Source organism: Bordetella ansorpii (genome assembly GCF_900078315.1).
Lineage (GTDB): Bacteria > Pseudomonadota > Gammaproteobacteria > Burkholderiales > Burkholderiaceae_B > Bordetella > Bordetella ansorpii.
This window is the reverse complement of sequence record NZ_FKBS01000014.1, coordinates 1,137,879-1,159,515: the sequence shown is the minus strand read 5'-3', so window position 1 is coordinate 1,159,515 and position 21,637 is coordinate 1,137,879. Positions and strand designations below refer to the sequence as shown.

The window sequence follows — 21,637 nt, the reverse complement described above, 5'->3', positions numbered from 1 at the left end:
TGTGCCCCGGAAGTTGATCAGGGCCATAGTCAAACGCCGAACCCCAGGCGGCCCCAACAAACAATGCGCATCGCGGCCACCCCGCATACCTGCTTGCGTCGCCGCAAAGAAAAAAGCGGAGGCCGAAGCCTCCGCGCTGATCAACGAAGCAGTGCAACCCTTACAGCAGGCCGGACTCCGCAAAGGAGAACGGGGCACCCTGGCCGACGATGATGTGGTCCAGTACCCGCACATCGATGAGCGCCAGCGCGGCCTGCAGTTGCTGGGTCAGCATGCGATCCGCGCTCGACGGCTCGGAAATGCCCGAGGGGTGCTGGTGCGCGAAGACCACCGCGGCGGCCTTCAACTCCAGCACACGCTGCACGACGACACGCGGATAGACCGAAGTCGAGTTGATCGTGCCCCTGAACAACGGCTCGTAGGCCAGCACCTGGTGCATGCTGTCCAGGAACACCGCGGCGAATATCTCATTGGGCTCGGCGACCAGCTTCACGCGCAGGTAGTCGCGCACGGCCGTGGGGTCGAGGAGTTTCGCACCCGCTTTGAAAACCCGCTTCTCCAGCAGTGCAATGGCTTGCTGGATGATCCAGTCCTCGTGTTGGGCAGCGATGGCGGAAAGCGACTCCAGGCAGGAGTCATTGACGACGAAAGACATGGCGAACCTCCAGACGGTGAGATCGGAGGGCGCGCGCCCTGGGAGGGCAAGCCCTCCTGGGGAACGAACAAGGTGCATCCATCACCGCGGCAGCGGTGATCGTTCGCGGCCAGGATGCGAGGCGAACGGGTTTCGGTCAGCGCAGTGGACTGCGCCGTAGCCTTGAAGACCGGGGCTACCTGGGCATGTCGCCGACGACGTCGGCAGGCATTTCCGATGTAGTAGGTGTGGCGGCGGGATCGCCGGCCGCGAGCATGTCCATGGCCGACAGCAAGGCATCGCCCTCGATCGGACCCTGCAGTAGGATCGCCTTGCCGGTTTCGCGATCGTGCAGCCGCAGCGACGGCGTGGCGGTCACGCCGCTGCTCGTGGCTTCCGCCGTCTGGGTGCGGATCGGCGCCTCGGGCCGTTCGCTCGCCAGACACTGCTCGATGGCTGGCGTAAGGTCGGGGTACCGCAGGTCCTCGGGCAAGCCCTGGCCGTCGCTGCGCGTGTGGGCATAGACCCACTCGACAGCCTGCCAGAAGGCGGCATGGCCGCCAGATTCGCCGGCGCACTCCGCCAGGCTCGCTTCGGCAGACGCGGCCGGCTCATGCGCGGCCAACGGGAGGTGGTGCCATTGCAAGGCCACGTCCGCGTTGCCGGCCACCCAACGCTTGAGCACTGGGAAATAGGATCGGCAGAACGGGCATTCGAGGTCCGCGTAGAGCGTCAGCGTGAAACGCCCTTCCGGATTTCCCATCTGCCACGGAGGCCCGGCCACCTGCGTCACGCTGACCGGCGTTGAAGTCTGGGGAGTGGACTTGCCAGAATAGCGGGACACGAGCCAGATCAGCAGCAGCGCTACCAGCACGGCGGCCAACACCCAGGGCCAGCTGAGCCTCCAGCGCCGACGGCGGAACGCCTGTACCTGCATCGGAATGGATGGGCGTTTCTGTTCCATGGCGTTCTCCGGTGTACGGCAGATTCAGGGCAGGTCCAGGGTCGGCGACTCGATGCCACGTGCCCGGTCGATCTTCTCAGCCACCTTGAAGGCGGCATCCAGCTCGCTGACGCCGTGCTGCTGCATGAGCTGGTAGCGTTCTGCCTTCTCCTCGGGCTCGGTTTGCGCGAGCGCGAGGTAGAGACTTGGCGGCACGGCGCGGAACAGCACTTCCATGCTCTTGGAGAGGATGACGCCCTCGGTGAACTTGCCCGCTTCCTTGCGTGCGGAGAGCATCAGCGCCTTCTGCGCCGGCGAGAGTTCGCGGAACCTGGCGATCTTCTCCACTTCGTCCGGCGGCATCGACAGGCACACCCACCACTCGATCATGTTGAGCATGGGCTCTGCGGCGCGCGGCAGATCGTCGATGTTTTGCGTCGCCAGCCAGAACCAGGCGCCCAACTTGCGCCACATTTTTGTAATTTTCACGACATAGGGCGCGAGCAGCGGGTTCTTGGTGATGATGTGACCTTCGTCGGTCACGTTGACGATCGGCCGGCCCAGGTACTGGTCGCGCTCGGCGATGTTGTTCACCGTGCTGATCAGGCTGATGTAGGCGATGGAGAGCTGCGCGTTGTAGCCCTCGCGGGCGTAGGTCGCCAGATCGACCAGCGTGATGTCGGCCTCGGGCCACGGCGTGCCGTCACGGTCGAACATCTCGCCGTCCGTGCCTTGGCAGAACATGTCCATCGCGTCCGCCATCTCCAGCAGCCGCACGCGCCGCATCTCGGGCAGCGTCGGGTCCTGGCCACGGGCGCGCAGCGCGTTGCGCACGTCGCGCGTGAGCACGGTGCGCTTTTCGGCCACGCAATGTTCGGCGGCGTCGAGGATGCACTGGCGGATCAGCGAGCGGTCGGCCCGCGTCATCCGCGCTTCTTCCTTGTCTTCGCCGCCCGTGATCATCAGCCGCGCTGTGATCTCCAGTTCGCCCAGCACGTCGCGCTGCTCGTCCGCTTCCATGGCCGAGGCATCGGGGGGCAGGTCTTCGTCCAGCGCGTCGGCATCGAGCGTCTGTACGTCGCTGGGCGTTTCGATCAGCCGGCGTGCGTCGGCGAACGGCGCCAGGCTGATGCCCGATCCGGGGGCCAGCTTGACCCGGTTCACGGTCAGGCCCAGGCGCCTGGCGAAGTCGCTGAACAGGCCGAAGCTGTTGCCGGCTTCCACGATGAAAAGCCGCGGCCGGTAGATGGCCGTCACCTGGTTCAGCAGGTTGTTGAGCGTGGCGGACTTCCCCGAGCCGGTGGGGCCAAATAGAAACAGATGGGCATTCATCTGCCGATCCAACCTGTTCAAGGGGTCGAACGTAATCGGGCCGCCGCCGCGATTGAACATCGTGATGCCGGGATGCCCCGTGCCCTGGGCGCGGCCCCATACTGGCGACAGGTTCGCCGCGTGCTGGGCGAACATCAGTTGCGTGTACCACCGGCGCCGGTCCTTGCCGGGGTTGTAGCAGCACGGCAGCCAGCGCAGGTAGCTGTTGAGCGGCGCCACCTCGTCGTCCTCGCGCACCGGCTGCAGGCCGGCGTTGAGCATCACGTTCGCGAGGTCCAGGCCGCGCCGATCCAGTTCCGCCTCGTCGCGCCCGCGTAGGTAGAACGCCAGAGTGCCCCGGTAGAGCTTGTGCGCGCTGCCGATCAGGGAGCGGGCTTCATGCACGTCCTTGAGCGTCTGCTCCGACGCCAGCGTCTCGCCCACAGCTTTCTTCGCCAGATGGTTGAGGTCCGATTCGAGGACGTCCTGCGGCGTGGCCACCATGGTGAGACACATCAAGGTGTCCTCGGGCATCTGGTCGAACAGCGTGTTGATCGCGTCCCCCTTGCGGGTCTCGCCGGTCAGGTGCCCGGTGCCGGGCGGCATGCGCAGCCGGTCGGTGATCAGCACGCGGTGCGGCATGCCGTCGAAGTACCAGGCCCCTTGCGCCACGTCCGAGCGCGGCTGCCCAAAGAACAGCCGCTGGCTGAAATCCCGCCCGCTCGCCAGCTCGATCTCGCCGGCCTCGCTTTCCTCGGTACTGTCCGGATAGCGCGCCAACGCGTAGAAGCGCTCCCGGTCCTCCACCCCAGGCCCGAGCAGCGTGGGGCGCGGGTTGAACCACCGCAGCAGCCAGTCGTGGACGTCGGCCGCGACCATGCGCCGGGCCTGGATGCCGGCGTTCGCCAGGCCGCCGCACAGGCGGTCGCAGACGATGCCCAGCATCTGCTCGGGTGTCTGGCCGCGGCGGTTTGCCTGTCCCTGTCCGCTCGCGCGGCGGTACACCACCATGCGCACGCGCCGCGTCTGGCCGCGCCAGCGCAGCCGCGTGACCACCGTGTCCTCGAACAGGCCGCCGGGCTTGGCCACAGCGCGCAGGTGGTGGCCGAAGAAGCGCAGGTAGAACTCGGTGAACGCCGAGCCGCGCGCACGTGGCTGCACGTAATCGCGCAAGGTCTGCATGTACTGGTCGAAGCTCGGTTCGTCCTGGGCATAGAGCTGGAGCACCCACGGGTTCTCGTCCAGTTCATCGAAGCTGTCCTGAAGCGCGTTTTCCAGGGCGTCGCGGGCATGCGCGAGCCAGCCGGGTTCCCGGCCTTCGGTGCCCAGCGGCACCAGCTCGTAGAAGGCGGCCACCGATTGGCCGTCCTCCAGGAGCATCGATTTCGACTCGGGCAAGAACTCCACCCAGGGCAGCAGTTCCACGAAGGACGGTGCGACGTCGTACAGCGCCTGCTCGTCGGCCACGGTCGCCGGCTTGCGGCCCTGGACCGCGGCGCCGGGTTCGGGGATGCCGGCTTGCTGCAAGGCCTCGACGTGGCGCTGCCAGCCGTCCGGCTGCTCGTCGGCGGCGGTGTCTTCGGCGCTGACGGCAGCCAGCTTCGGCCATGGAAGTTTCCACCGCATCAGTAGTCCTCCGTCCTCTCGCCAGGCATCGCGTACTGCACGCGCTGGTACAAGGGGAAAACCGTCGTGTAGCCCGGCACGGGAACGGGGTCGGTGCCGGCCAGGTGCGGGTACACGTACATCACGAGATCGGGATTGGGCAGACGCTGGAACTGGCGGTGAACCTCATTGCGCGCGGTGCGCGTGTAGCGCATCTGCTCGACAGGTGCGGCCTGCACGTCGGCGTCGGTCAGGGGCCGACGCAGGCTCTGGCGCGCATCGAGCAACTGGCGGCCGGCGTTCCGTCCGGCTGCGCCACCGCCGTCGCCGGCCTCCTGCTGCCAGATGTCCATCATCGTGCGGTCACCGTGGGTCAACAGCTTTTCCTTGCTGGTGGCGCAGCCGGCGAGCACCGCGACGGCGAGGGCCAGTGCTAGGCCACGGGCCAGGTTAGTCAAGTTCAAGGGCATGGCTTTCTCCTGCGCGGTGATCGACCTTGCGGCCTTCGGGATCGAAGTCGATGGCGAGCGGCTTTTCGAGGTGGACGGCAACCTTGGCGCCGGGTTGGACATAGACGGCGGCGAAGGCTTGGCCGTAGAGCTTGTTGACCCAGGCCGACATGTCCCGGACACCGCCCGCGAGAATCTGGCCGACCGCTTCTTGGCCGGTGATGCCCACGGTGCCGATGGAGCCGTCCGAGCCGACATAGGACATGCGGCCGCTGCCACTCTCGATGAGCGAGGCCACACCGGCACCGGCCGCGGTGATCAGGGCCTGCGAGCCGAGGTATTGCTGGGCGTTGCTGCGCCGCTCGCCGCTGACGCAAGGAATGCCGTGGGGATCGCTGATCCAGCCCAAGCCGTCGCGTTGCTGGTTGTTCTGCTGGTTGCCCTCGCGGTCTTCGGGGATCGTGCGGATCGTGCCGTCGTTGAAGACGAACGTGATGCTGCGCACCTGGCCGCGCACGCACGAAAGCGTCCAGTCGCCCGATGCGGTGCCGCTGAACACGGCGCCGGCCACGTCGGGAATGTCGATGCCATTGGCGGTCAGGTTGTCCGGCCCGACCAGGACTTTGAACGGATAGGGATCGTTGACCGTGCCGTCGATCGGCACGCGGCCGATCAGCGCGGTCATGGCGACCGAACCCATGAGCGTGGAGTTGGTCGGCACGGTATAGACCGGCTTGGCACTCTTGACCCCAGAGGCGCGGGCGCCCGCGTTGGCCACGGTTTCCGCGGTGGTTTCGAGCGTGCTCTGCGCCGGGCCGAAGCTCGTGGGGAAGCTCATTCCGCCGCTCGCGCCACGACCGCCGTTGCGCCCCTCGGCGGGCTTTGCGTCGTCCGGCTCGACCCACCGCACGCCGCCCTCCATGCCGGCCTCGTCGCCGCCCTGCAGCCCCAGGCCCACGGGCAGGTCCGCATGGCCGCCGCCGCGCCCGCCGATGCTGTCCAGGCGCCGCTGCAGGTCGGCGAGCAGCCCTTCGGTCTGCTGGCGCGCGCTGGCCGCCTGCTCCTGGTCGCGGCGCAGGTTGGACCGCTCGGATTCGAGCGCCGAGTTGATGCGCTGGTCGATGGAGTTCTCGCGCTGGCGCAGTCGCTGGTTCTCTTCACGCTGCGACTTGTTGTCCGAGAGCGCGGTCTGAAGCTCGGTGCGCAACTGCTTCACTTGGGCAACGAGCGTCGCCACGGTGTCGCGCGGGGTGTCGCCTTCGATGCCCAGCGCCTTCATTTCCTCGGGCGTGAGCTGGGCGCCGTTGTCCGCCGCGGGTGGCGCCGTGCTGCCTCCACCCGAGAACAGCCGGATACCGACGAACAGCACCAGGATGGCGACAGGGATCATCAGCCACTTGAGCAGGCCGTTACTGCGCATGGCGGGCCTCCTTGGCGTTCTCGTCGCCGTCCGGCTGCGGCAGATGCACGGCAGGGTCGAAGCGGTGAATCGCCGGCAGCAGCGACTGCGCGAGGCCGCGGCCGCCCGTGACCAGGTAGAGGACGGTCGTGTCCTCGGGCGTGCCGCGCGGGCCCAGCGCCTCGTGCTGGAAGGTGGCGGTGAGGAAATCGCCTTGCAGCACGCGCGGGTCGAGCGCGACCCAGTCGGCGCCGGTGTTGGTAAGGCGCACGGCAGTCACCCATTGGTCTTCCAGGCGCCACGACGCGAGCGCGACCGCGCGCACCGGCAGCGTTGGCATCAGTGTGTCCAGGTCGAGGTCGCGGGGCAGGTTGACCCGCATGACGCCCGGAAGCGGCTCGACGGTGCGCAGCGGTGCGTAGAGGTTCTGCGCGGCGAAGCGCGTCAGCACGACAGGGACCGGAGTTTCGCGCCGCGCGGTCCGCGCACCTGCCTGGCCCTGGGCGCGTGCCGGGGCCTCGGCACTGTCGGCCTGCTCGCCATAGCGTCCCGGTGCGCTGTCACCCTCGACGATGCGCACCGGCTCCAGCTCGGCTTCCCCGTCCTTGGGCGGTTCGGCTGCGATGTCCAGCAGGATCAGCGCGCCCGTGTCGGCGTCCTGCAGTTGCAACCGCGTGGGCTCGATCGGCTCGCTGGCGCGCAGGTACACCGCGCCACCCGCACTCTGCACGCGCAGGCGTTCGCCCACGCCCGCGGGCACGCCCACGCGCACGTTCCGGTCGATGAACACGATGCGTTCCTGACCGACCTTCAGCGGCACTGCCAGTGGCATGCGTTCCCAACGCAGGATCTCCACCGCCTGGGCGACGGGTGCCGCGGCCACGGCCAGTAGCCCCAGCAGCGCGAGTACAGGATGCTTCATGGGGTGTTTCCTCCTTGAGGCGCTTGCGGATTCAGGTCACTCGGCGCCGGGCGCGCCGGCTCCGGTGCACTGATGCGCTGGGGCGCGCCTTCGTAGCAGTCCAGCGCCAGGCCGAACGGGTTGCGGGCGGGATCGACGTCCACCCGCGTGACCTTGATCGGATAGCGCACCAGGGCGCGTTTGACCTGCTCGGCGCCGTAGTACTCGTCCGCCGTGATGTCCAGCGTCACCACCCAGTCGCGATCGGATACGGTGCGCACGCGCGCCGTGGGGTCGTCGCCATAGCCGCGGCCGGGAATCTCGTAGATGCCGCGCACGCGCTGACGCAGCTCGCCCGTGGAGCGGCGGTAGTCATAGTCCGCCCGCAGGAAGGCCTGGCAGGACGGGGTGAGGTACGGCGAGAGCGTATGGAGGTTGCGCGAGTAGTCTTCTTCGCCATTGGTCGGCCAGCGGTTCAGCGTCTGGAACACGTAGAACGTGAACGCATAGACCGATTCGGGCGGCACTTCCCACCACTTGCGGGTACTGCCAGAGCGCAGGTCGGGCGGGACGTGGATGGTCAGGTCGCGCGGCGCGCTCCACCAGCCGCCGCCCATGACCAGGGCGACAATGACCAGCGCGCCCGCGCCCAGGCGCAAGGTCTTGATGTGCGCCTGCAGGTGGGCGATCTCGTTCTTGAAGCGGCTCATCGCATGCTCCTGCGGGTGGACCAGAAGCCCGAGCGCGAGATCAGCACGTGGCCGCCCACCCAGCCGGCCATCAGCGGATGGCGCGTTGCGATGCGCCACTGCAACTGTCGATACAGCCAGGTGTCGGGGCGCCCACGCTTGAGGCGGCGCAGGATGCCGCCGCCGATGAACACGCCCAAGGCCACGCCCAGGACAACGAACGTCGGTGCGATGGCGATCGTGCGGAACACCCACGAAAGCGGCGCGCCGACCAGCAGGCCGGCCGCGCCGGACAGGCCGCAGCAGATCCACAGCTCGTCGGCGGTGAGGCCGCGCACGACCACGGGATGGCGGTTGAGCCGGTGCGGAAGGAACGTGACCGTCCCGTCCGCACGGACGTGCTGCTGCTCGGACATACCGGCCTCGCTTACAGGATGCCGGTGGCTTCGGTGAGCAGCCAGATGCCGATCACGAGCAGCACGGCGCCGATGGCGACCGTGAGGCCGAATTGGCCCCACGTCTTGCGGCCGGTGTGGATCTCCGCGTAGGTGCCGTAGGCGTGGTAGCAGACGCCGATGAACATCGACGCCACCACCAGCAGGGCCACGAGCATGATGATGTCGTAGCCGTAGTTGCGGATGGTCTCCATGATGCCGTTGCCGGTGCCGCGCGTCGGGTTCTCCAACTGCGGCAGACCTTGCGCGAACGACAGTGCGGGCAGCGCGGCGGCGCCCAGGGCCACGGCGGCGCGCTGGGCAAAACGGGAAGTGAGGTTGCGGTTGTGCATGGTCGGGCCTTTCATGTCAGGACAGGAGGAAGAAACTCAGGACGAGGTACATCGCGACGAAGCGGATGCAGACGCCGAGGAACTGGCGCTGGTTGAGGCGGCTCTCGGACCACCCCACATAGGCCGTTCGGATGGCCCAGACGCCCCACACGAGCAGGACCGCGAACACGACGCCGACCAGGACGGTCGCCATCGCGGAAGGCGCGATACCGCTGTTGGCTTGAAATGCCGAGACCTGGGCGCCGTTCATTGCTCGCCCTCCGCAGTCGTCTTCGGCGATGGCGAAGCGGCCCGCTCGGTGCGGTAGTCGCCGGCCAGTTCGGAGGGGTCGCGCGGCTGAGCGCGTGATGGCGTCAGGTGGAACTGGATGCCGGCGCGCACGCGCGCCAGGTCAGCCAGCAGCCGTGGGTAATCGAAGTGGTAGCGCTCGCCCGGCTGGATGGGGGCATGCGCGGCGCTGTCCGCGACGGTGCGTTCCAGCGCGTCGAGCTGGCGCAGCGCGGCGACCAACTCCTGGCGCTGCGCCGGGGACTCGGCCAATGCCATCGGGGACTGGCCCAGCACGAGGGCCGTCACGAAAAAAGTGGGCACGCCGCGATGCGCGGCGCGCAGCCAGATCGAAGCCACCATCGCGCCATTCCTGTGTGATCAGCAATGGGTTGATCGTGGAGATCAGGGCTGTTTCAGGCCGCAAACAATAGGAACTGGCGGACGACCGGATTGGGCATGCTGCGAGCGAACCTACAAAAGCACGGGTCGCGCTTCGATTATTGCGTTTTTCGAGTATTTCGAATATGATCGGCTCTGCAACCGTTTTCGCTTAGGAGCTACCCATGACCACCGCCACTGCCCAATCCAAGATGACCCTTCCCGCCGCGGGAGAGGTGAAGGCAGCCGTCCAGGGTCAACGTGCCTTGGCGGCTTACCTCGCAACCCAGTTCGAGACGCAGCACATCCAGATCTTTGATGACCACAAACAGGCTCATCAGGTGGAACTGCCTACCTCGGCTTTACGCCTGCTGGTCGACATCCTGGCCGAGTTGGCCGATGGCAATGCAGTAAAGGTGGTGCCCGTCCATGCAGAGCTGACGACCCAAGAGGCGGCGGACTTGCTCAACGTGTCCCGTCCCCATTTCGTCAAGCTGCTCGAAGATGGGGTGTTGGCATTTCATCGCACCGGCAAGCACCGCAGGGTGAGGTTCGCCGATCTGATGCAGTACAAGGAAGCGCGCGAGCGCGCCAGTGAGCAGGCGATGGCCGAACTCGCTCAGCAGTCGCAAGAGTTGGGAATGGGATACGAATGAGGCATTCCCCATTCACCGCCGTCTACGACGCGTGCGTTCTATATCCCGCGCCACTGCGGGATTTCCTGATGTGGCTCGGCCTGTCTGGCCGCTTCCGGGCGCGGTGGAGCCAAGCCATTCATGAGGAGTGGAAACGCAACCTGTTGATCAACCGCCCCGATCTCACCCGGGTTCAGGTCGACAGGACGTCGGATCTCATGGACCGGGCAATTCCGGACGGCTTGGTGGAGGGCTACGAAGCGCTCGTGGCAGGCCTGACATTGCCCGATCCGGACGACCGGCACGTCCTGGCTGCGGCGATTCGCTGCGGTGCGAGCGTGATTGTGACGTTCAACGAACGGGATTTCCCGAACGATCTGCTGGCTCCGTACGGCATCGAATCGCAGCACCCCGATGAGTTTGTGGACAACCTACTGGATCTGGACGCGGCCGCCGTGGTGTCGGCTGCGCAGCGCCAGCGTGCCCAACTCAAGCATCCGCCGATCGAGGTGGACCGCTATCTCGAAATCCTGCTGCGCCAGGGCCTTGTGCAAACGACCAAGGTGCTGGCGACCTATCGCACCATTCTCTGACCCGCCGAGAGCCACGGATGACCAAGAATCCTTCATCAGACGCCACTTTGCCGAAAGGCATCCATCGAAGCTGGAAGCTGCCGGACACGTCGCTGGGCGCCCTGTGGGATTCCATCGTCATGGACGAAGCTCTCAAGAAGCAGTTGCTGTCACAGGCGATCGTCAACTTCACGGTGCGCCCCAAGGTGGAGCGCACGGTACTCCCCCTGCACGGCGTGATCTTGTTGGTCGGCCCGCCGGGGACTGGGAAGACCTCCTTGGCACGGGGCTTGGCGCATCGTGTGGCCGAATCTTTTTCTTCTGCGAAGTTTCGATTGCTGGAAGTAGAGCCTCACACGCTGACGAGCTCTGCAATGGGAAAGACTCAACGCGCCGTGGCAGACCTGTTCTCGCAATCGATCGCAGAATCCGCAGCGGCGGGCCCGACGATCGTCCTTCTGGACGAGGTCGAAACGCTTGCGGCTGATCGAGCCAAGCTCAGCCTGGAAGCCAACCCGGTTGATGTGCACCGGGCCACCGACGCGGTGTTGGTGCAGTTGGACATGTTGGCCGAACGCAACCCGCATCTGCTGTTCGTGGCCACCAGCAACTTCCCACAGGCCGTCGACAGTGCCTTCCTATCTCGTTGCGACATGGTGATGGAGGTGCCACTGCCCGGCAAGGATGCCTGCAAGCAGATCCTGGTGGACTGCCTGAATGGCCTGGCAAAGACATTTCCGGGGATTGGCAAGCTTTCCTCGGCTCACCAGTTCGACGCGTGCGCTGGCGAGTGCGTCGGATTGGATGGTCGGGCCATTCGCAAGGTCGTAGCCAACGCCCTCGCGGCCGACCCGCAAGTGGCTATCGATCCGAACAAGCTTTCCGTAGAGCACCTGCGCAGTGCGATACGACAGGCAACGCAAATGCGCCTTCAAGGAGGGAAGCAAAAATGACCACCGTTGTCAGCCGGACGTTTCGCAGCTCGCCGCACCGCGATGCGTTGCAGACGTGGGATGCCATTGTCGAACTGCTCACTCAGGGCAAGGACGGCACGGCTCGCTCTGAACTCAGGGCCGTGGCGGGCGTGGCCGCCAGCTTGATCGCCGACCAGGCACCCAAGAGCGCGCCCATCGTTGCGACATGCGATGGACCACGGACCAGGATCTACTGCCTCTTCGACGAAGACGCGATCGATGGTGATGATGCCAACGAAGAAGTCTTGGGGTTCGAGCCGTTGAAGGGAGACTGGGGAGTCTCGCTGCCGTGTCCGAAGGAGCAGCTCGGCTGGGTGCAAACCGCGCTCAAAAAGCACAGTTCTCGCATCATTGCACGGGACTTGAGCCAAGGAATTGCCACGCAGGCGCAGGCCGATGCTGGACAAGCGCTGTCGCTCGACCTCGGAGGTTTCCTCAAGTCATGAGCACCGTCGCCACCTACTCGTACACGCACTCGGTTACCTATGTGACCGACAACATCCTCAAGAGCTTGAAAGACATCATCCTGCTCAGTGGGCTGGACCCCGAGCACTTCGCGGATCGCTGGGAGAGCAATACCCGAGCCATCAAGACGTGGCTCGGGACCGGTGATCTGCGCAAGGTGATTCTGGAGATCTACAACCCGGCAACCGACAAACTCGTGACCCGATGGGATATCGACATCGTGTATGGGTGGTCCGATGGCGACGGCAGCTTCTGGACAGATACCGAGCAGTTGAAGTACGCGATCAAGAAAGCTGGGCTGCTGCCATCGCAGGCCAAGTACAAGTTAATGCTCGATACAAAGCCAGGGCGGCCTGATGTGGAGGGGTGGAGCAAAGGAAGTTATCGCTCGACGGATGGAATGGTCAAGCAGAGCCTAGGCTCGACTGTCGAACACAGCGGCCTGGCGGGTCAGGCCGGATATTGGAGGCAACGCTGATGCTGTCGATCGATGAAGCTTTTCGCAAGTTCAAGTCGCGTCTGGAACTCAACGAACGCGAACAGAAGAATGCCTCGCAACGCCAGAACGAAGTGCGGGACTACCTGCAGACCAAGTTCGGCATTGCGCGCAGCTTCCTGACCGGGTCCTATGCTCGATACACGAAGACGAAGCCGCTCAAGGATATCGACATCTTCTTCGTGCTGAAGGACTCGGAGAAGCATTACCACGGCAAGGCCGCATCGGTAGTGCTGGATGATTTCCACTCTGCATTGGTGGAGAAATACGGTTCGGCGGCCGTGCGCAAACAGGCGCGCTCGATCAACGTGGATTTCGGTGTTCACATCGACGCGGAGGACAACACGGACTACCGGGTGGTCAGCGTGGATGCGGTGCCCGCATTCGACACCGGCGACCAGTATGAGATCCCCGATACGGCGTCCGGAAAGTGGATCAAGACGGACCCGGAGATCCATAAGGACAAGGCGACCGCAGCGCACCAAGCCTATGGCAATGAGTGGAAAGGTCTCGTGCGCATGGTGAAGTACTGGAACAACAATCCCAAGCACGGCGATCAGAAGCCGGTGAAGCCCTCGTTCCTGATCGAGGTAATGGCCCTTGAGTGTCTTTACGGCGGCTGGGGAGGATCGTTCGATCGCGAGATCCAGTCGTTCTTTGCCACGCTTGCCGATCGTGTTCATGACGAGTGGCCGGATCCCGCCGGACTTGGCCCGGCGATCAGCAACGATATGGATGCCGCGCGCAAGCAGCGCGCGCAGCAGCTGCTGTTCCAGGCGAGCCAGGACGCAAGCATCGCCATCGACCACGCGCGTCGTGGTCGCAATATCGAAGCGCTTCGCGCCTGGCGCGCACTGTTTGGCCCCAAGTTCCCACTGTCCTGATTCCATCGGCTTCCATACACGTCCCATCGAGGTACAGCATGTCCCAGTGGTCGCTTTCCCAGCTCCTGTCGTCCCTGCATGAAGACATCCAGCAGCGCTTGTCCGTAGTACGCAAGACCTTCGGTCACCCGGGTACGAAGGGGGATGCGAGCGAGAACGTCTGGATCGACATGCTGGATACCTATCTGCCCAAACGGTACCAGGCGGCGAAGGCGCATGTGGTGGACAGCCTGGGGAACTTCAGCCAGCAGATCGATGTGGTGGTGTTTGATCGGCAATATTCGCCTTTTATCTTCACCTACGAGAACGAGACGATCATTCCAGCCGAAAGCGTGTACGCCGTTTTCGAGGCCAAGCAGACGGCTGACGCGGGGCTTGTGGCCTATGCCCAGGAGAAGGTCGCCAGTGTGCGCAGGCTGCACCGCACGAGCCTGCCGATCCCGCACGCTGGCGGGACCTACCCAGCGAAGCCGTTGATTCCGATTCTGGGTGGCTTGCTCACCTTCGAGAGCGAATGGAGTCCTGCATTGGGTCCATCCATGGACAAGGCGCTGAACGCAAACCTCACCGAGGGGCGTGTGGACATCGGATGCGTTGCCGCCCACGGGCACTTTTTCTATGACCAAGCCAGCGGCGCGTACAGCTACACCAACGAAAACAAGCCGGCGACCGCGTTTCTTTTCAAGCTGATCGCGCAGCTTCAGTTCAGTGGAACGGTCCCCATGATCGATGTGGAGGCTTACGGTCAGTGGTTGACCAAGTGAGGGGTCGCTGTGGCAAGCATACGTTCGGAGTACCACCGGTTCCTGGCGCACTTGACGCAGCGGCACGTGCACGACGACGTGCGCCGGCTGGCGCACCTGGTGCTCGATCACCTGCAGCCACTGGCCGAGGTCGGTGCTGCACGCCGGGGGCGCTCCACGCGCTTGGCGCCGCTGGCCATCGCGCATCTGGCGCAGATGCCTGTCGCCTACGACGGGGACGCGCGCGGCCCCGAAAACGGGCCGGCGCTCGGGCGACTGCACCAGCTCGAAGTCGGGCCGTTTCGAGGATTCATGCGGCAGGAGACGTTCGACCTCAGCCATGACATCACCTTGGTCTACGGTGCCAACGGCACCGGCAAGAGCAGCTTCTGCGAAGCCTTGGAAGTGGCGATGCTCGGTTCGATCAGCGAAGCGCAGGCCAAGCGGGTCGACCAGCGGACGTACTGCAACAACGCTCGCCTGCGCCGCCACATCGCGCCAGTCCTGTCGTCTACGGCGGCGGGCGAGGCGCAGGCCGTCCAGCCCGACGAAGCTGAGTATCGCTTCTGCTTCATCGAGAAGAACCGCCTCGACGATTTCGCCCGAATCGCCGCGCGGACCCCGAGCGATCAGCGCCAGCTCATCGCCACCCTGTTCGGCGTGGACCAGTTCAGCGAGTTCGTGCGCGGCTTCAACCCCTCGCTCGATCAGGACCTGATGCTTGCCGGCGTGCAGGCGGCGCAGCTGGCGCAGCGTCGCCTGCAGTTGGCGAACTCCGAACAGACCATCGCCGCCTACCCGCAGAAGATCGCAGCGGTCGAGGGCCTGGAACAAGCTTTGGCGCAGCGCATGTCACCTGGCGCGACCTATCAAACCTGCGTGGACTGGCTGCTGGGTACGCCGCAGCAGCAAGGACGGCTACCGTATGTCCAGGCTCAGCTGGACGCCAACCCGCCTGCCATTCACGAGGTGACCCAGGCCCGCCTGCAAGCGTTGCTGGCAGAGGCCTACCGCGTCCAGGGACTGTGGCAAGCGTCTTCCGCGCAACTCGCGGCCCGCGCCGGCGAGGTGTCGTACGCGAAGCTCTACGAGGCCGTGCAAGCGTTGGCGGACGGGGCGACCGCGTGTCCGGCATGTGGAACCGAACTGGCCGCCGTGGCGCAGGACCCGTTCGCCAGGGCGCGAATGGGCCTGGAGCAGCTCGCGCAACTGGCCGTCCTGCAGCAGCAGGAGGCCGGGCATCGGACACAGTTGAGCGAGGCGGTCCGAGCGCTGTGTGACGAAATGCGCCGCGTGGTGGCGGCGGCTGGGGTCGCTTGTCCTGCCGAATCGCAGGCCGCGGGCCTGCCACTGCTGCCTCCCACGTCGGCGGGCAATTGGCTCGGCGGCGGGGTGAATGGGGACCAGCGCGCCTGGCAAGCCCTCTTACGGATCGCACAGATCATCGAAGGCTTCGACGCGCAGGCGCGCGACGTGAATGCCCAGCGCGGCGCGATGGCCCAGGAGCGGGACCGCCTGCAACAGCATCAGCTGGAGATCGAACGGCTGCGGACCATGCGCACGACTGCGGATCAGGAGCTGGCGGCCGCCCGCCAAACCGTGGCCCAATTCGACGACGCGAACCGCGGCCTGATCCAGGCGGCCACGGACGAAATGCCGGTGGTGGTGCACCATCAGCGGGTCAAGGCCGCCTACGACGGTTTCCTGCCCGAGATTCAGGCATACCTGACCGCTCTGCCGGGGGTTCTGCTACAGGGGCTGGGAGACCAAGCCCGCCATCTCTACAACGCATTCAACCGGGCCGATCCGCCCGGCGATCTGCTGCACGCGCTGTGGTTGCCCGTGGCCGAGAACGGCAAGATCGAGGTGGAGTTCGCCGGCGAGCCGGGCGCGCGCTACGACGCGTTGATCGTCTTCAGCGAAGGGCACATCAAATGCCTGGGCCTGGCGATTCTGCTTGCCAAGAACCTCGCGCAGGGCTGCCCCGTGGTCATATTCGATGACGTCGTCAACGCGATCGACGACGACCATCGCGATGGCATCTGGCGTACCTTCTTCGAGGACGGTTTGCTCCACGGCAAGCAGGTTATCCTCACCTCGCACGCAGAGGAGTTCCTGCACCGCATCCAGCAGGAGTTGGGCGTGCGCCGCGCCGCGGCCATTAAGCGCTACAAGTTTCTCCCGCATCAGGGAGAGCACGAACTGCGGGTCGACAGCGACCCGCTAGCGAAGAACTATGTTCTTCTGGCCCAGCAGGCGTTGGCGGCTGACGAGAAACGCGAGGCACTGCGTCAGGCCCGGCCGGCGCTGGAGAGTCTGACGGACCGCCTGTGGACGTGGCTGGGTCGGCGGGCGGACGGCCGGATCGACATCAAGCTGAGCGGGCCCCGCGCGCCTTGGGAGCTGAACAATAAATGCACCAAGTTGCGGTCGGCCGTCGAGCGTATCGCGGCGCAACATGCGGGTGCGCCGGATGCCGTAGGGGCGTTGGTCCGGCTGCTCAATGTCAGCGGTACGAGTATTGAATGGGGTTACCTCAATAGCGGTGTGCACGACGCTCAGCGCGATCATGAGTTTGATCGGGCGACGGTAAGAACGGTCGTCGAGGCGGTTACGGCGTTGGATGCTGCTCTTGATACCCTGCAGAACCGATGAACGGCACACGGCTTTGCAGAGCCGTGCCGCCCGTGTCACCTCATAAGTACTTCTTGAAGCTGCCTGCGGTCAGGCTGACTGCCATCCCCAGCAACGCCGCGCTGGGCAGCAGGATGACCAGAGGATGCACCGATATGGGCAGAGCGAGATAGGTGGCCCAAGGCAGCACGGCCAACGGCATCAGGCTGGCCTTCGCGCGGTGGTAGATGAAGCCGGATTCGCGGCCCGCGCCGAACCGGCGCACATCCCGTCGCACCAGGCCGTCAATCAGGCCGACGAATGCCGCCGTGAGGATCAGCGGCAGCGTGAGCACCAGGACCAGCAGGCGCACCAGGAAGGTGAGCGTCGTGAAGGCCGCAGCGATCAGGTAGCTTTCGGCCCAGACATAGACTTGGCTGATGTAGTAGCGGAAGTTGCGGCTCTGCCCGTGGCTGGGCGCGCGGACGCGCTCGGCGGTCTGGCTCATGCGCTCCAGCAACCCCGAGCGCACGAACACCCACTCGTACCCGGTATCCACCAACTCGTGCGCCGTGCGCCCGGGCTCCTGTACCACCACGCTGCGCGTGAAGTGGTTGGACAGGTGCCCGAGTTCGTACCGCAGCATCTGCTGGGAGTGGCGCCAGCCCTGGTCCTTCCAGAACAGGTGCATGCCGGCGCACTCCACCACGATCGAGAACAGCAGCGAGCCAATGAGCACCCCGAGCAGCCGGAACGGTAAGGTGATGGTGCCGACGATCAAGCCTTGGCGATGGTTCTGCTCCCGCTGCGCGGTCGAGGCGGCATCCTTCATGGCACGGCCTCGTTGCCCGCGCCATCGTCGGCGCCGGTGGCCACCGCGCCGGGCTCGGCCGCAGCGGCATCGTCCAGCAGGTCGTCGGGCAAGGCCGCATCCTGCAAGGCCGACGAGCTGGTGAACTCCCACCACTGCGTGGCCTCGCTGTAGCTCTGGCGCATGTACCCGGCCAGTTGCTGCAGGTCCGCCGGCATCACTTCATCCGGGTCCGGCGCCGGCAGCGGCATACGCACCTTCCAGAGCTGGCCGCCCTGCAGCAGCGCGAAGCACTGGCCCTTGGGCAGGCCGACGACGTGTGACGGCTCGATCATCGGCACGCTGGCCATGCTGATGCGGTCCTGGGTGTTCGACGTGAAATCCGTCGCGCCGCGGATGTCTGAGCTGTCCGTCGCGCCCGAGACGATGGTGGTTGTATAGACCTCGACCTTCGGCAACTGCCTCGTCAGCAGTTCCGCGGTGGCCGTCTCGCGCACGCGCAACATGAATAAATTGTTGAAATTCCCGATCACTTGGCCGGCCTTCGCGCGATTTCCGATGCGGGCCTCGATGTCCGAGAGCGTCTGCGTGTACGCCGTGACTTGCAGGCCGGCACCGCCGCCCTTGTTGATGAGCGGGATGAATTCATCGCCCATCAGTTCATTGAATTCGTCCGCGTGCACGTTGATCGGCACGCGAGCGCCAGCCACTGCGCCGGGCAGGCCATCGTCGATTCCGTGCTTGTAGATGTGTCCGGCCACCGAAACCAGGTCAGAGAACATCGAATTGCCGACCGCTGCGGCGACCTCGGCGTCAGACAACGCATCCAGACCCACATAGACGATGGCCCGCTTTCGGATGACCTGCATCCAGTCGAAGATCGGGCGCGGGTCGGCCAGGTCGGAGTAGTTCGGCGCCAGGAGCTGGGCGATCTTGCCGCTCGTGAGCTTTTCCAGCAGCGGCAGCAGCGATGCAACGATCTTGTCGAAGTAGGTCTTGTCGTAGCGCACCGCCGAGCGCAGGCCATCGAGCACAGGGTCGTAGTTGCGCGCCTGGGAGAGGTATTGCTCCAGCGCCACCACACGCTTCTCGCGCCCGATCATGTTCCTTGGGATGTTCTTCTCGTTGAGCTTGGCCTCGATCTGGACGATCACCTCCCAGGCCTTGGGCTCCGTCTTGGCAAAGTAGTGCTGGGCGTACTCAATGAACAGCGCGTCGATGTTGATGACGTGGCGCTGGATCAGCATGTAGTCCGGGCGCTGCCCCAGTTCCACCAGGGCGCGGGCGATGATGTTCACGAAGCGCCATGCGAACTCGCGGAACGCCGCGCTGTTGCCTTCGCCGGAGAGCTGCCCCGCGATGCGTGTCGCCACTTCCGAGATCCGACCGAAGCGGCCCACGGCGTTGTAGCGGGCGCTGATTTCCGGCCAGCCCAAGTGGAAGATGTAGAACTCGCCTTCGCGGCCAGCGCGCTGGGCTTCGACGTACATCCGTTTCAAGAGATCGGCATCCCCCTTGGGGTCGATGACGATGACGACCTCATGCTCGCCGGCAGCATTCCTGCGGCGGATGTCCTGCGTGACGAACAACTCGGCCAGGCGCGTCTTGCCCACCCGCGTGGTGCCCAGCACCAGCGAGTGCCCGACGCGCTCGCCCAGCGGCAGGCTGACGTCCACTTCGTCGGGCTCGATGCCGTGCAGCCTTGGCAGGCCGCCGACAGGCGGCAACGGGCGCACGGGGTTGAAAGGCGCGTCCCAGCCGGTGAGCTTCGGCAGGCGCGAGAGCGGCAATGGCGCGAATTCCAGCCGTTCCTCCAGGCGCCTGGTCAGCCGGTAGGCCGGCGTCGGCTCGACGTAGCGGCGGAACTCGGGCCGGTACGTCTGCATCAGCCGATGCGTGTGCTTCTGCTCCCAGAGAAAGCCGCGCCCCACGAATAGGCGCTGCTGGCTGACCGGCACGTCCTTGCTGGTCATCACGTAACGCGGCAGACGGCGGATGTTGCGCCGGTAGCGCAGGATGATGCGGGCATCGCGGTAGCGGATCGCGCCGTAGGCGCCGAACGCCAAGGCGCTGCCGATGCCCATGGCCGGGCTCAGCGCGAGCGACCATGGGGCCACCAGGCACAGAAACGCGGCGCCTGCACACGCCGCGACGGTGTATAGCTCCACCGCTGGGCGTAGCAGAACCTCGACCGGCTGTTTGCCCGACATGGCTTCATTGCTCGATGCCGGTGGCCGTGATCAGCGCCGGGTAGTGCCGCAGGCCCAGGCGATCGGCCAGGTCGTCGCCGGCCACGGGCGCGAGCGGCACGCCCGGCACCAGGGCGCGCAGCCGCGCCAGGCCCTGCGCGGTCTCGACGTTGACGACCAGGCCGACCGCGCCACGTTCGCGCAAAGCGGCGGCGCGGCGCTGCAACCAGGCCCGGGAAGCCTCGTCGTCGCCGATGACCACGAACGGCCGCAGGCCGGGCGCTTCGATCACCCGTCGCGCGACGGTGCCGGGCGTGAGCTTGGCGCTGCGCACCGGCAGCATCGCGGCTTCGTCCGCCCGTGTGGCAGGAACCTGGGGCGTCGGGATGGACGGCCGCGCCGGTGCGTTGGCGCGCGGCTGGAGATTCAGGGCTTCGTAGTACGGCAATGCCGACGTGCCGCCACGGTCCTCGACAACGATCAGTGGCTCGCCGGCACGCGAGGCCAGCGGCAGGCCTGACAGCAGCATGAGTAGGCCCGTGAACGCGAGATGGGCGGGATGGGGTTTCGTCATGGGGAGGTCTCCTGGCGCGCCGCGAGGACCGCGGCGGCTGGTCGCGTGCCCTGCACGCGGGCAAGGTGGCGCGACACGCTGCGCCGATAGCGGGCGGCGGGCTCGCCGCCTGCGGGGCGGTGGTAGCGGCCGATCGCCAGCAGCCAGTCCTCGCCGGGGGTGTGCTGCTCCTTCAGGATCTCGGCGGCAACGGCCAGGTTGCGATACGGATCCAGCAGGTCGCACGCGCCGGTAAAGCGGTGCTTGTGGTAGCCGAGGTTGATCTGGCCCAGGCCCGCATCAATGCGCGTGTGCGGCGTGGCGCGCATCGCCTGCTGCAGGCCAGCGCAGGCGTCGGCGCGCGTGGCGAAGCGGCGCGACTGGCCGGCGACGTTGAGGGACCACGGCCACGGCACCAGGCGCCCGTTGCGCCGGATGCCGCTCTCCTGCAAGGCCACGGCGTAGAGCACGGTCGAGGGGATGCCTGCGCGCTGGGCGGCAAGCTGGTAAGCCGGTGGCGGAACCTCCTGGGCCAGGGCGGCAACGGCATACAGGCCGGCAGTGAGCACCAGTGCGCGCAGGGGCATGGCTACGGCTGGCGCTGCCATTGGCCGTTCACTTCGCGCACGGCGGCGGGCAGATCGCCGGGCAGGCCCAGTGACAGCCAGCGGCCGCCGTCGTGGTTGAGCGTGATGCTGCCGGCGCGCACGCGCGCCGGGTCGATCTGCGCGCGCTTGGCCCAGTCGCGGATGCGCGCGTCATCCTGGCGGCTGCCCACCATGTACAGGTCGAACTCCGCGCCCGAGGATTGCAGGCGCTGCACGAGCTGTCCGCAGGCTGCGCAGCCGTCCTTGACGAACACCGCCATGCGGCCGCTGCCGCGCAAGGGACTGCTGGATGGGCCGGCGCCCGGCTTGTCGTCGGGCAGGTTCACGCGCTGCATCCCCGGATTCAGGCGCTGCCAGGCCTCGTCGTAGGCGCGCTGGTAGGCGAGCAGCTTCTCGACGCGGCGCGCTTCCACCTGCACCTGCAGTTCCGCATAGCGGCGCCGTTCTTCGTCCGTGCGAGCTTCGATGCCCAGGGCGGACAGCGGGTCCAGGTTGGGCGAGTAGATACCCAGCGGCCCATCCATCAGCTCGCGGTAGCGTGCCCATTCTTGTGGCTGCAAGCCCCATTCGGTTGCCACCCGGTCGTCCAGCACGCGGGCGGCCAGCGGGCGCTCCTGGCTCTGTGCGTTGCGCGCCGAGGTCGTTGCGGGCTGCTGCGCCCAGGCGGGCCATTGCGACGACGCCACCAGGACCGCGAAAAGGAGGATCGACGGCTTCATGGGGTGCTC

The 21,637-nt window shown here is 66.0% G+C and carries 24 protein-coding genes; 8 read left to right on the top strand and 16 right to left on the bottom strand.

Going from position 1 to position 21,637, the window contains the following annotated elements; translation table 11 throughout:
- Nucleotides 1–160: 160 nt before the first annotated feature.
- The 11 genes from A7W11_RS12965 to A7W11_RS12915 form a co-directional block, all read right to left on the bottom strand.
- The gene (locus A7W11_RS12965; protein WP_003090203.1) at nucleotides 161–655 is read right to left on the bottom strand and encodes a JAB domain-containing protein; all 495 of its coding nucleotides are present in this window, start codon (nucleotides 653–655) and stop codon (nucleotides 161–163) included.
- 175 nt (nucleotides 656–830) lie between these two features.
- The gene (locus tag A7W11_RS12960; protein WP_003090202.1) at nucleotides 831–1,598 is read right to left on the bottom strand and encodes a DsbA family protein; all 768 of its coding nucleotides are present in this window, start codon (nucleotides 1,596–1,598) and stop codon (nucleotides 831–833) included.
- 24 nt (nucleotides 1,599–1,622) lie between these two features.
- Complete coding sequence (locus A7W11_RS12955) at nucleotides 1,623–4,514, bottom strand: conjugative transfer ATPase (protein ID WP_003105079.1); 2,892 nt, start codon at nucleotides 4,512–4,514, stop codon at nucleotides 1,623–1,625.
- Nucleotides 4,514–4,963 (bottom strand): TIGR03751 family conjugal transfer lipoprotein, encoded by a 450-nt coding sequence (locus tag A7W11_RS12950; protein ID WP_003109775.1) that lies wholly within the window; start codon nucleotides 4,961–4,963, stop codon nucleotides 4,514–4,516. Before A7W11_RS12950 ends, A7W11_RS12955 begins: the two co-directional genes overlap by 1 nt.
- Entirely contained in the window at nucleotides 4,944–6,362 is a 1,419-nt protein-coding gene (locus A7W11_RS12945) for a TIGR03752 family integrating conjugative element protein (protein WP_066412683.1), read from the bottom strand. The genes A7W11_RS12950 and A7W11_RS12945 overlap by 20 nt, the downstream gene beginning before the upstream one ends.
- A complete protein-coding gene (locus tag A7W11_RS12940) occupies nucleotides 6,352–7,263 on the bottom strand; it encodes a TIGR03749 family integrating conjugative element protein (RefSeq protein ID WP_004350604.1) in 912 nt (303 codons plus the stop codon). The genes A7W11_RS12945 and A7W11_RS12940 overlap by 11 nt, the downstream gene beginning before the upstream one ends.
- Nucleotides 7,260–7,952: a PFL_4703 family integrating conjugative element protein gene (locus A7W11_RS12935; protein WP_003105641.1), complete on the bottom strand. Its 693-nt coding sequence runs from the start codon at nucleotides 7,950–7,952 to the stop codon at nucleotides 7,260–7,262. The genes A7W11_RS12940 and A7W11_RS12935 overlap by 4 nt, the downstream gene beginning before the upstream one ends.
- Complete coding sequence (locus A7W11_RS12930) at nucleotides 7,949–8,347, bottom strand: TIGR03750 family conjugal transfer protein (protein WP_003105639.1); 399 nt, start codon at nucleotides 8,345–8,347, stop codon at nucleotides 7,949–7,951. Before A7W11_RS12930 ends, A7W11_RS12935 begins: the two co-directional genes overlap by 4 nt.
- Before the next feature lie 11 nt (nucleotides 8,348–8,358).
- Entirely contained in the window at nucleotides 8,359–8,718 is a 360-nt protein-coding gene (locus A7W11_RS12925; RefSeq protein ID WP_003090173.1) for a TIGR03745 family integrating conjugative element membrane protein, read from the bottom strand.
- A gap of 16 nt (nucleotides 8,719–8,734) precedes the next feature.
- Nucleotides 8,735–8,968, bottom strand: a complete 234-nt coding sequence (locus A7W11_RS12920; RefSeq protein ID WP_003050225.1) for a TIGR03758 family integrating conjugative element protein — start codon at nucleotides 8,966–8,968, stop codon at nucleotides 8,735–8,737.
- Nucleotides 8,965–9,348 (bottom strand): integrative conjugative element protein, RAQPRD family, encoded by a 384-nt coding sequence (locus A7W11_RS12915; RefSeq protein ID WP_003120001.1) that lies wholly within the window; start codon nucleotides 9,346–9,348, stop codon nucleotides 8,965–8,967. Before A7W11_RS12915 ends, A7W11_RS12920 begins: the two co-directional genes overlap by 4 nt.
- 203 nt (nucleotides 9,349–9,551) lie before the next feature.
- Between A7W11_RS12915 and A7W11_RS12910 the strand changes: the two genes are divergently transcribed.
- The 8 genes from A7W11_RS12910 to A7W11_RS12875 are packed head-to-tail and all read left to right on the top strand — an operon-like array spanning nucleotide 9,552 to nucleotide 16,790.
- The gene (locus tag A7W11_RS12910; RefSeq protein ID WP_003050245.1) at nucleotides 9,552–10,022 is read left to right on the top strand and encodes a helix-turn-helix domain-containing protein; all 471 of its coding nucleotides are present in this window, start codon (nucleotides 9,552–9,554) and stop codon (nucleotides 10,020–10,022) included.
- On the top strand, nucleotides 10,019–10,594 hold the full coding sequence (locus tag A7W11_RS12905) for a PIN domain-containing protein (RefSeq protein ID WP_003109777.1): 576 nt from the start codon (nucleotides 10,019–10,021) through the stop codon (nucleotides 10,592–10,594). Before A7W11_RS12910 ends, A7W11_RS12905 begins: the two co-directional genes overlap by 4 nt.
- 17 nt (nucleotides 10,595–10,611) lie before the next feature.
- The gene (gene cap6 / locus A7W11_RS12900) at nucleotides 10,612–11,526 is read left to right on the top strand and encodes a CBASS system CD-NTase-associated protein Cap6 (RefSeq protein WP_003105629.1); all 915 of its coding nucleotides are present in this window, start codon (nucleotides 10,612–10,614) and stop codon (nucleotides 11,524–11,526) included.
- Complete coding sequence (gene cap8 / locus A7W11_RS12895) at nucleotides 11,523–11,993, top strand: type III CBASS phage resistance system CD-NTase-associated protein Cap8 (protein ID WP_003105626.1); 471 nt, start codon at nucleotides 11,523–11,525, stop codon at nucleotides 11,991–11,993. The genes cap6 and cap8 overlap by 4 nt, the downstream gene beginning before the upstream one ends.
- Nucleotides 11,990–12,490, top strand: coding sequence for a type III CBASS phage resistance system CD-NTase-associated protein Cap7 (gene cap7 / locus A7W11_RS12890; protein ID WP_003090159.1), 501 nt, complete (start codon nucleotides 11,990–11,992; stop codon nucleotides 12,488–12,490). Before cap8 ends, cap7 begins: the two co-directional genes overlap by 4 nt.
- Nucleotides 12,490–13,392, top strand: a complete 903-nt coding sequence (locus A7W11_RS12885) for a CBASS oligonucleotide cyclase (protein WP_003105624.1) — start codon at nucleotides 12,490–12,492, stop codon at nucleotides 13,390–13,392. The genes cap7 and A7W11_RS12885 overlap by 1 nt, the downstream gene beginning before the upstream one ends.
- A 38-nt stretch (nucleotides 13,393–13,430) precedes the next feature.
- The gene (nucC, locus tag A7W11_RS12880) at nucleotides 13,431–14,156 is read left to right on the top strand and encodes a CBASS effector endonuclease NucC (protein ID WP_066412676.1); all 726 of its coding nucleotides are present in this window, start codon (nucleotides 13,431–13,433) and stop codon (nucleotides 14,154–14,156) included.
- Between the two features lie 9 nt (nucleotides 14,157–14,165).
- Nucleotides 14,166–16,790, top strand: a complete 2,625-nt coding sequence (locus A7W11_RS12875; RefSeq protein WP_066412673.1) for an AAA family ATPase — start codon at nucleotides 14,166–14,168, stop codon at nucleotides 16,788–16,790.
- Nucleotides 16,791–16,830: 40 nt separating this feature from the next.
- Here the strand turns inward: A7W11_RS12875 and A7W11_RS12870 are convergent, their stop codons facing one another.
- From A7W11_RS12870 to A7W11_RS12850, 5 genes are read right to left on the bottom strand one after another with little or no spacing between them, the layout of a single operon-like run.
- Complete coding sequence (locus A7W11_RS12870) at nucleotides 16,831–17,580, bottom strand: TIGR03747 family integrating conjugative element membrane protein (protein ID WP_003105620.1); 750 nt, start codon at nucleotides 17,578–17,580, stop codon at nucleotides 16,831–16,833.
- Complete coding sequence (gene traD, locus A7W11_RS12865) at nucleotides 17,577–19,769, bottom strand: type IV conjugative transfer system coupling protein TraD (protein WP_003116813.1); 2,193 nt, start codon at nucleotides 19,767–19,769, stop codon at nucleotides 17,577–17,579. The genes A7W11_RS12870 and traD overlap by 4 nt, the downstream gene beginning before the upstream one ends.
- Before the next feature lie 4 nt (nucleotides 19,770–19,773).
- Nucleotides 19,774–20,322 (bottom strand): integrating conjugative element protein, encoded by a 549-nt coding sequence (locus A7W11_RS12860; RefSeq protein WP_003109779.1) that lies wholly within the window; start codon nucleotides 20,320–20,322, stop codon nucleotides 19,774–19,776.
- A complete protein-coding gene (locus A7W11_RS12855) occupies nucleotides 20,319–20,909 on the bottom strand; it encodes a transglycosylase SLT domain-containing protein (RefSeq protein ID WP_003109780.1) in 591 nt (196 codons plus the stop codon). Before A7W11_RS12855 ends, A7W11_RS12860 begins: the two co-directional genes overlap by 4 nt.
- The gene (locus A7W11_RS12850) at nucleotides 20,891–21,628 is read right to left on the bottom strand and encodes a TIGR03759 family integrating conjugative element protein (protein WP_003098886.1); all 738 of its coding nucleotides are present in this window, start codon (nucleotides 21,626–21,628) and stop codon (nucleotides 20,891–20,893) included. The genes A7W11_RS12855 and A7W11_RS12850 overlap by 19 nt, the downstream gene beginning before the upstream one ends.
- Nucleotides 21,629–21,637: the final 9 nt, after the last annotated feature.

Coding starts and splice junctions, on each gene's coding strand:
- A7W11_RS12930 (WP_003105639.1), bottom strand. CDS start 8,347: ATGTCCGAGCAGCAGCACGTCCGTGCGGACGGGACGGTCACGTTCCTT.
- A7W11_RS12925 (WP_003090173.1), bottom strand. CDS start 8,718: ATGCACAACCGCAACCTCACTTCCCGTTTTGCCCAGCGCGCCGCCGTG.
- nucC (WP_066412676.1), top strand. CDS start 13,431: ATGTCCCAGTGGTCGCTTTCCCAGCTCCTGTCGTCCCTGCATGAAGAC.
- A7W11_RS12855 (WP_003109780.1), bottom strand. CDS start 20,909: ATGGCAGCGCCAGCCGTAGCCATGCCCCTGCGCGCACTGGTGCTCACT.
- cap6 (WP_003105629.1), top strand. CDS start 10,612: ATGACCAAGAATCCTTCATCAGACGCCACTTTGCCGAAAGGCATCCAT.
- A7W11_RS12935 (WP_003105641.1), bottom strand. CDS start 7,952: ATGAGCCGCTTCAAGAACGAGATCGCCCACCTGCAGGCGCACATCAAG.
- A7W11_RS12965 (WP_003090203.1), bottom strand. CDS start 655: ATGTCTTTCGTCGTCAATGACTCCTGCCTGGAGTCGCTTTCCGCCATC.
- A7W11_RS12885 (WP_003105624.1), top strand. CDS start 12,490: ATGCTGTCGATCGATGAAGCTTTTCGCAAGTTCAAGTCGCGTCTGGAA.
- traD (WP_003116813.1), bottom strand. CDS start 19,769: ATGTCGGGCAAACAGCCGGTCGAGGTTCTGCTACGCCCAGCGGTGGAG.
- A7W11_RS12920 (WP_003050225.1), bottom strand. CDS start 8,968: ATGAACGGCGCCCAGGTCTCGGCATTTCAAGCCAACAGCGGTATCGCG.
- A7W11_RS12945 (WP_066412683.1), bottom strand. CDS start 6,362: ATGCGCAGTAACGGCCTGCTCAAGTGGCTGATGATCCCTGTCGCCATC.
- A7W11_RS12915 (WP_003120001.1), bottom strand. CDS start 9,348: ATGGTGGCTTCGATCTGGCTGCGCGCCGCGCATCGCGGCGTGCCCACT.
- A7W11_RS12955 (WP_003105079.1), bottom strand. CDS start 4,514: ATGCGGTGGAAACTTCCATGGCCGAAGCTGGCTGCCGTCAGCGCCGAA.
- A7W11_RS12910 (WP_003050245.1), top strand. CDS start 9,552: ATGACCACCGCCACTGCCCAATCCAAGATGACCCTTCCCGCCGCGGGA.
- A7W11_RS12860 (WP_003109779.1), bottom strand. CDS start 20,322: ATGACGAAACCCCATCCCGCCCATCTCGCGTTCACGGGCCTACTCATG.
- A7W11_RS12950 (WP_003109775.1), bottom strand. CDS start 4,963: ATGCCCTTGAACTTGACTAACCTGGCCCGTGGCCTAGCACTGGCCCTC.
- cap8 (WP_003105626.1), top strand. CDS start 11,523: ATGACCACCGTTGTCAGCCGGACGTTTCGCAGCTCGCCGCACCGCGAT.
- A7W11_RS12960 (WP_003090202.1), bottom strand. CDS start 1,598: ATGGAACAGAAACGCCCATCCATTCCGATGCAGGTACAGGCGTTCCGC.
- cap7 (WP_003090159.1), top strand. CDS start 11,990: ATGAGCACCGTCGCCACCTACTCGTACACGCACTCGGTTACCTATGTG.
- A7W11_RS12940 (WP_004350604.1), bottom strand. CDS start 7,263: ATGAAGCATCCTGTACTCGCGCTGCTGGGGCTACTGGCCGTGGCCGCG.
- A7W11_RS12850 (WP_003098886.1), bottom strand. CDS start 21,628: ATGAAGCCGTCGATCCTCCTTTTCGCGGTCCTGGTGGCGTCGTCGCAA.
- A7W11_RS12870 (WP_003105620.1), bottom strand. CDS start 17,580: ATGAAGGATGCCGCCTCGACCGCGCAGCGGGAGCAGAACCATCGCCAA.
- A7W11_RS12905 (WP_003109777.1), top strand. CDS start 10,019: ATGAGGCATTCCCCATTCACCGCCGTCTACGACGCGTGCGTTCTATAT.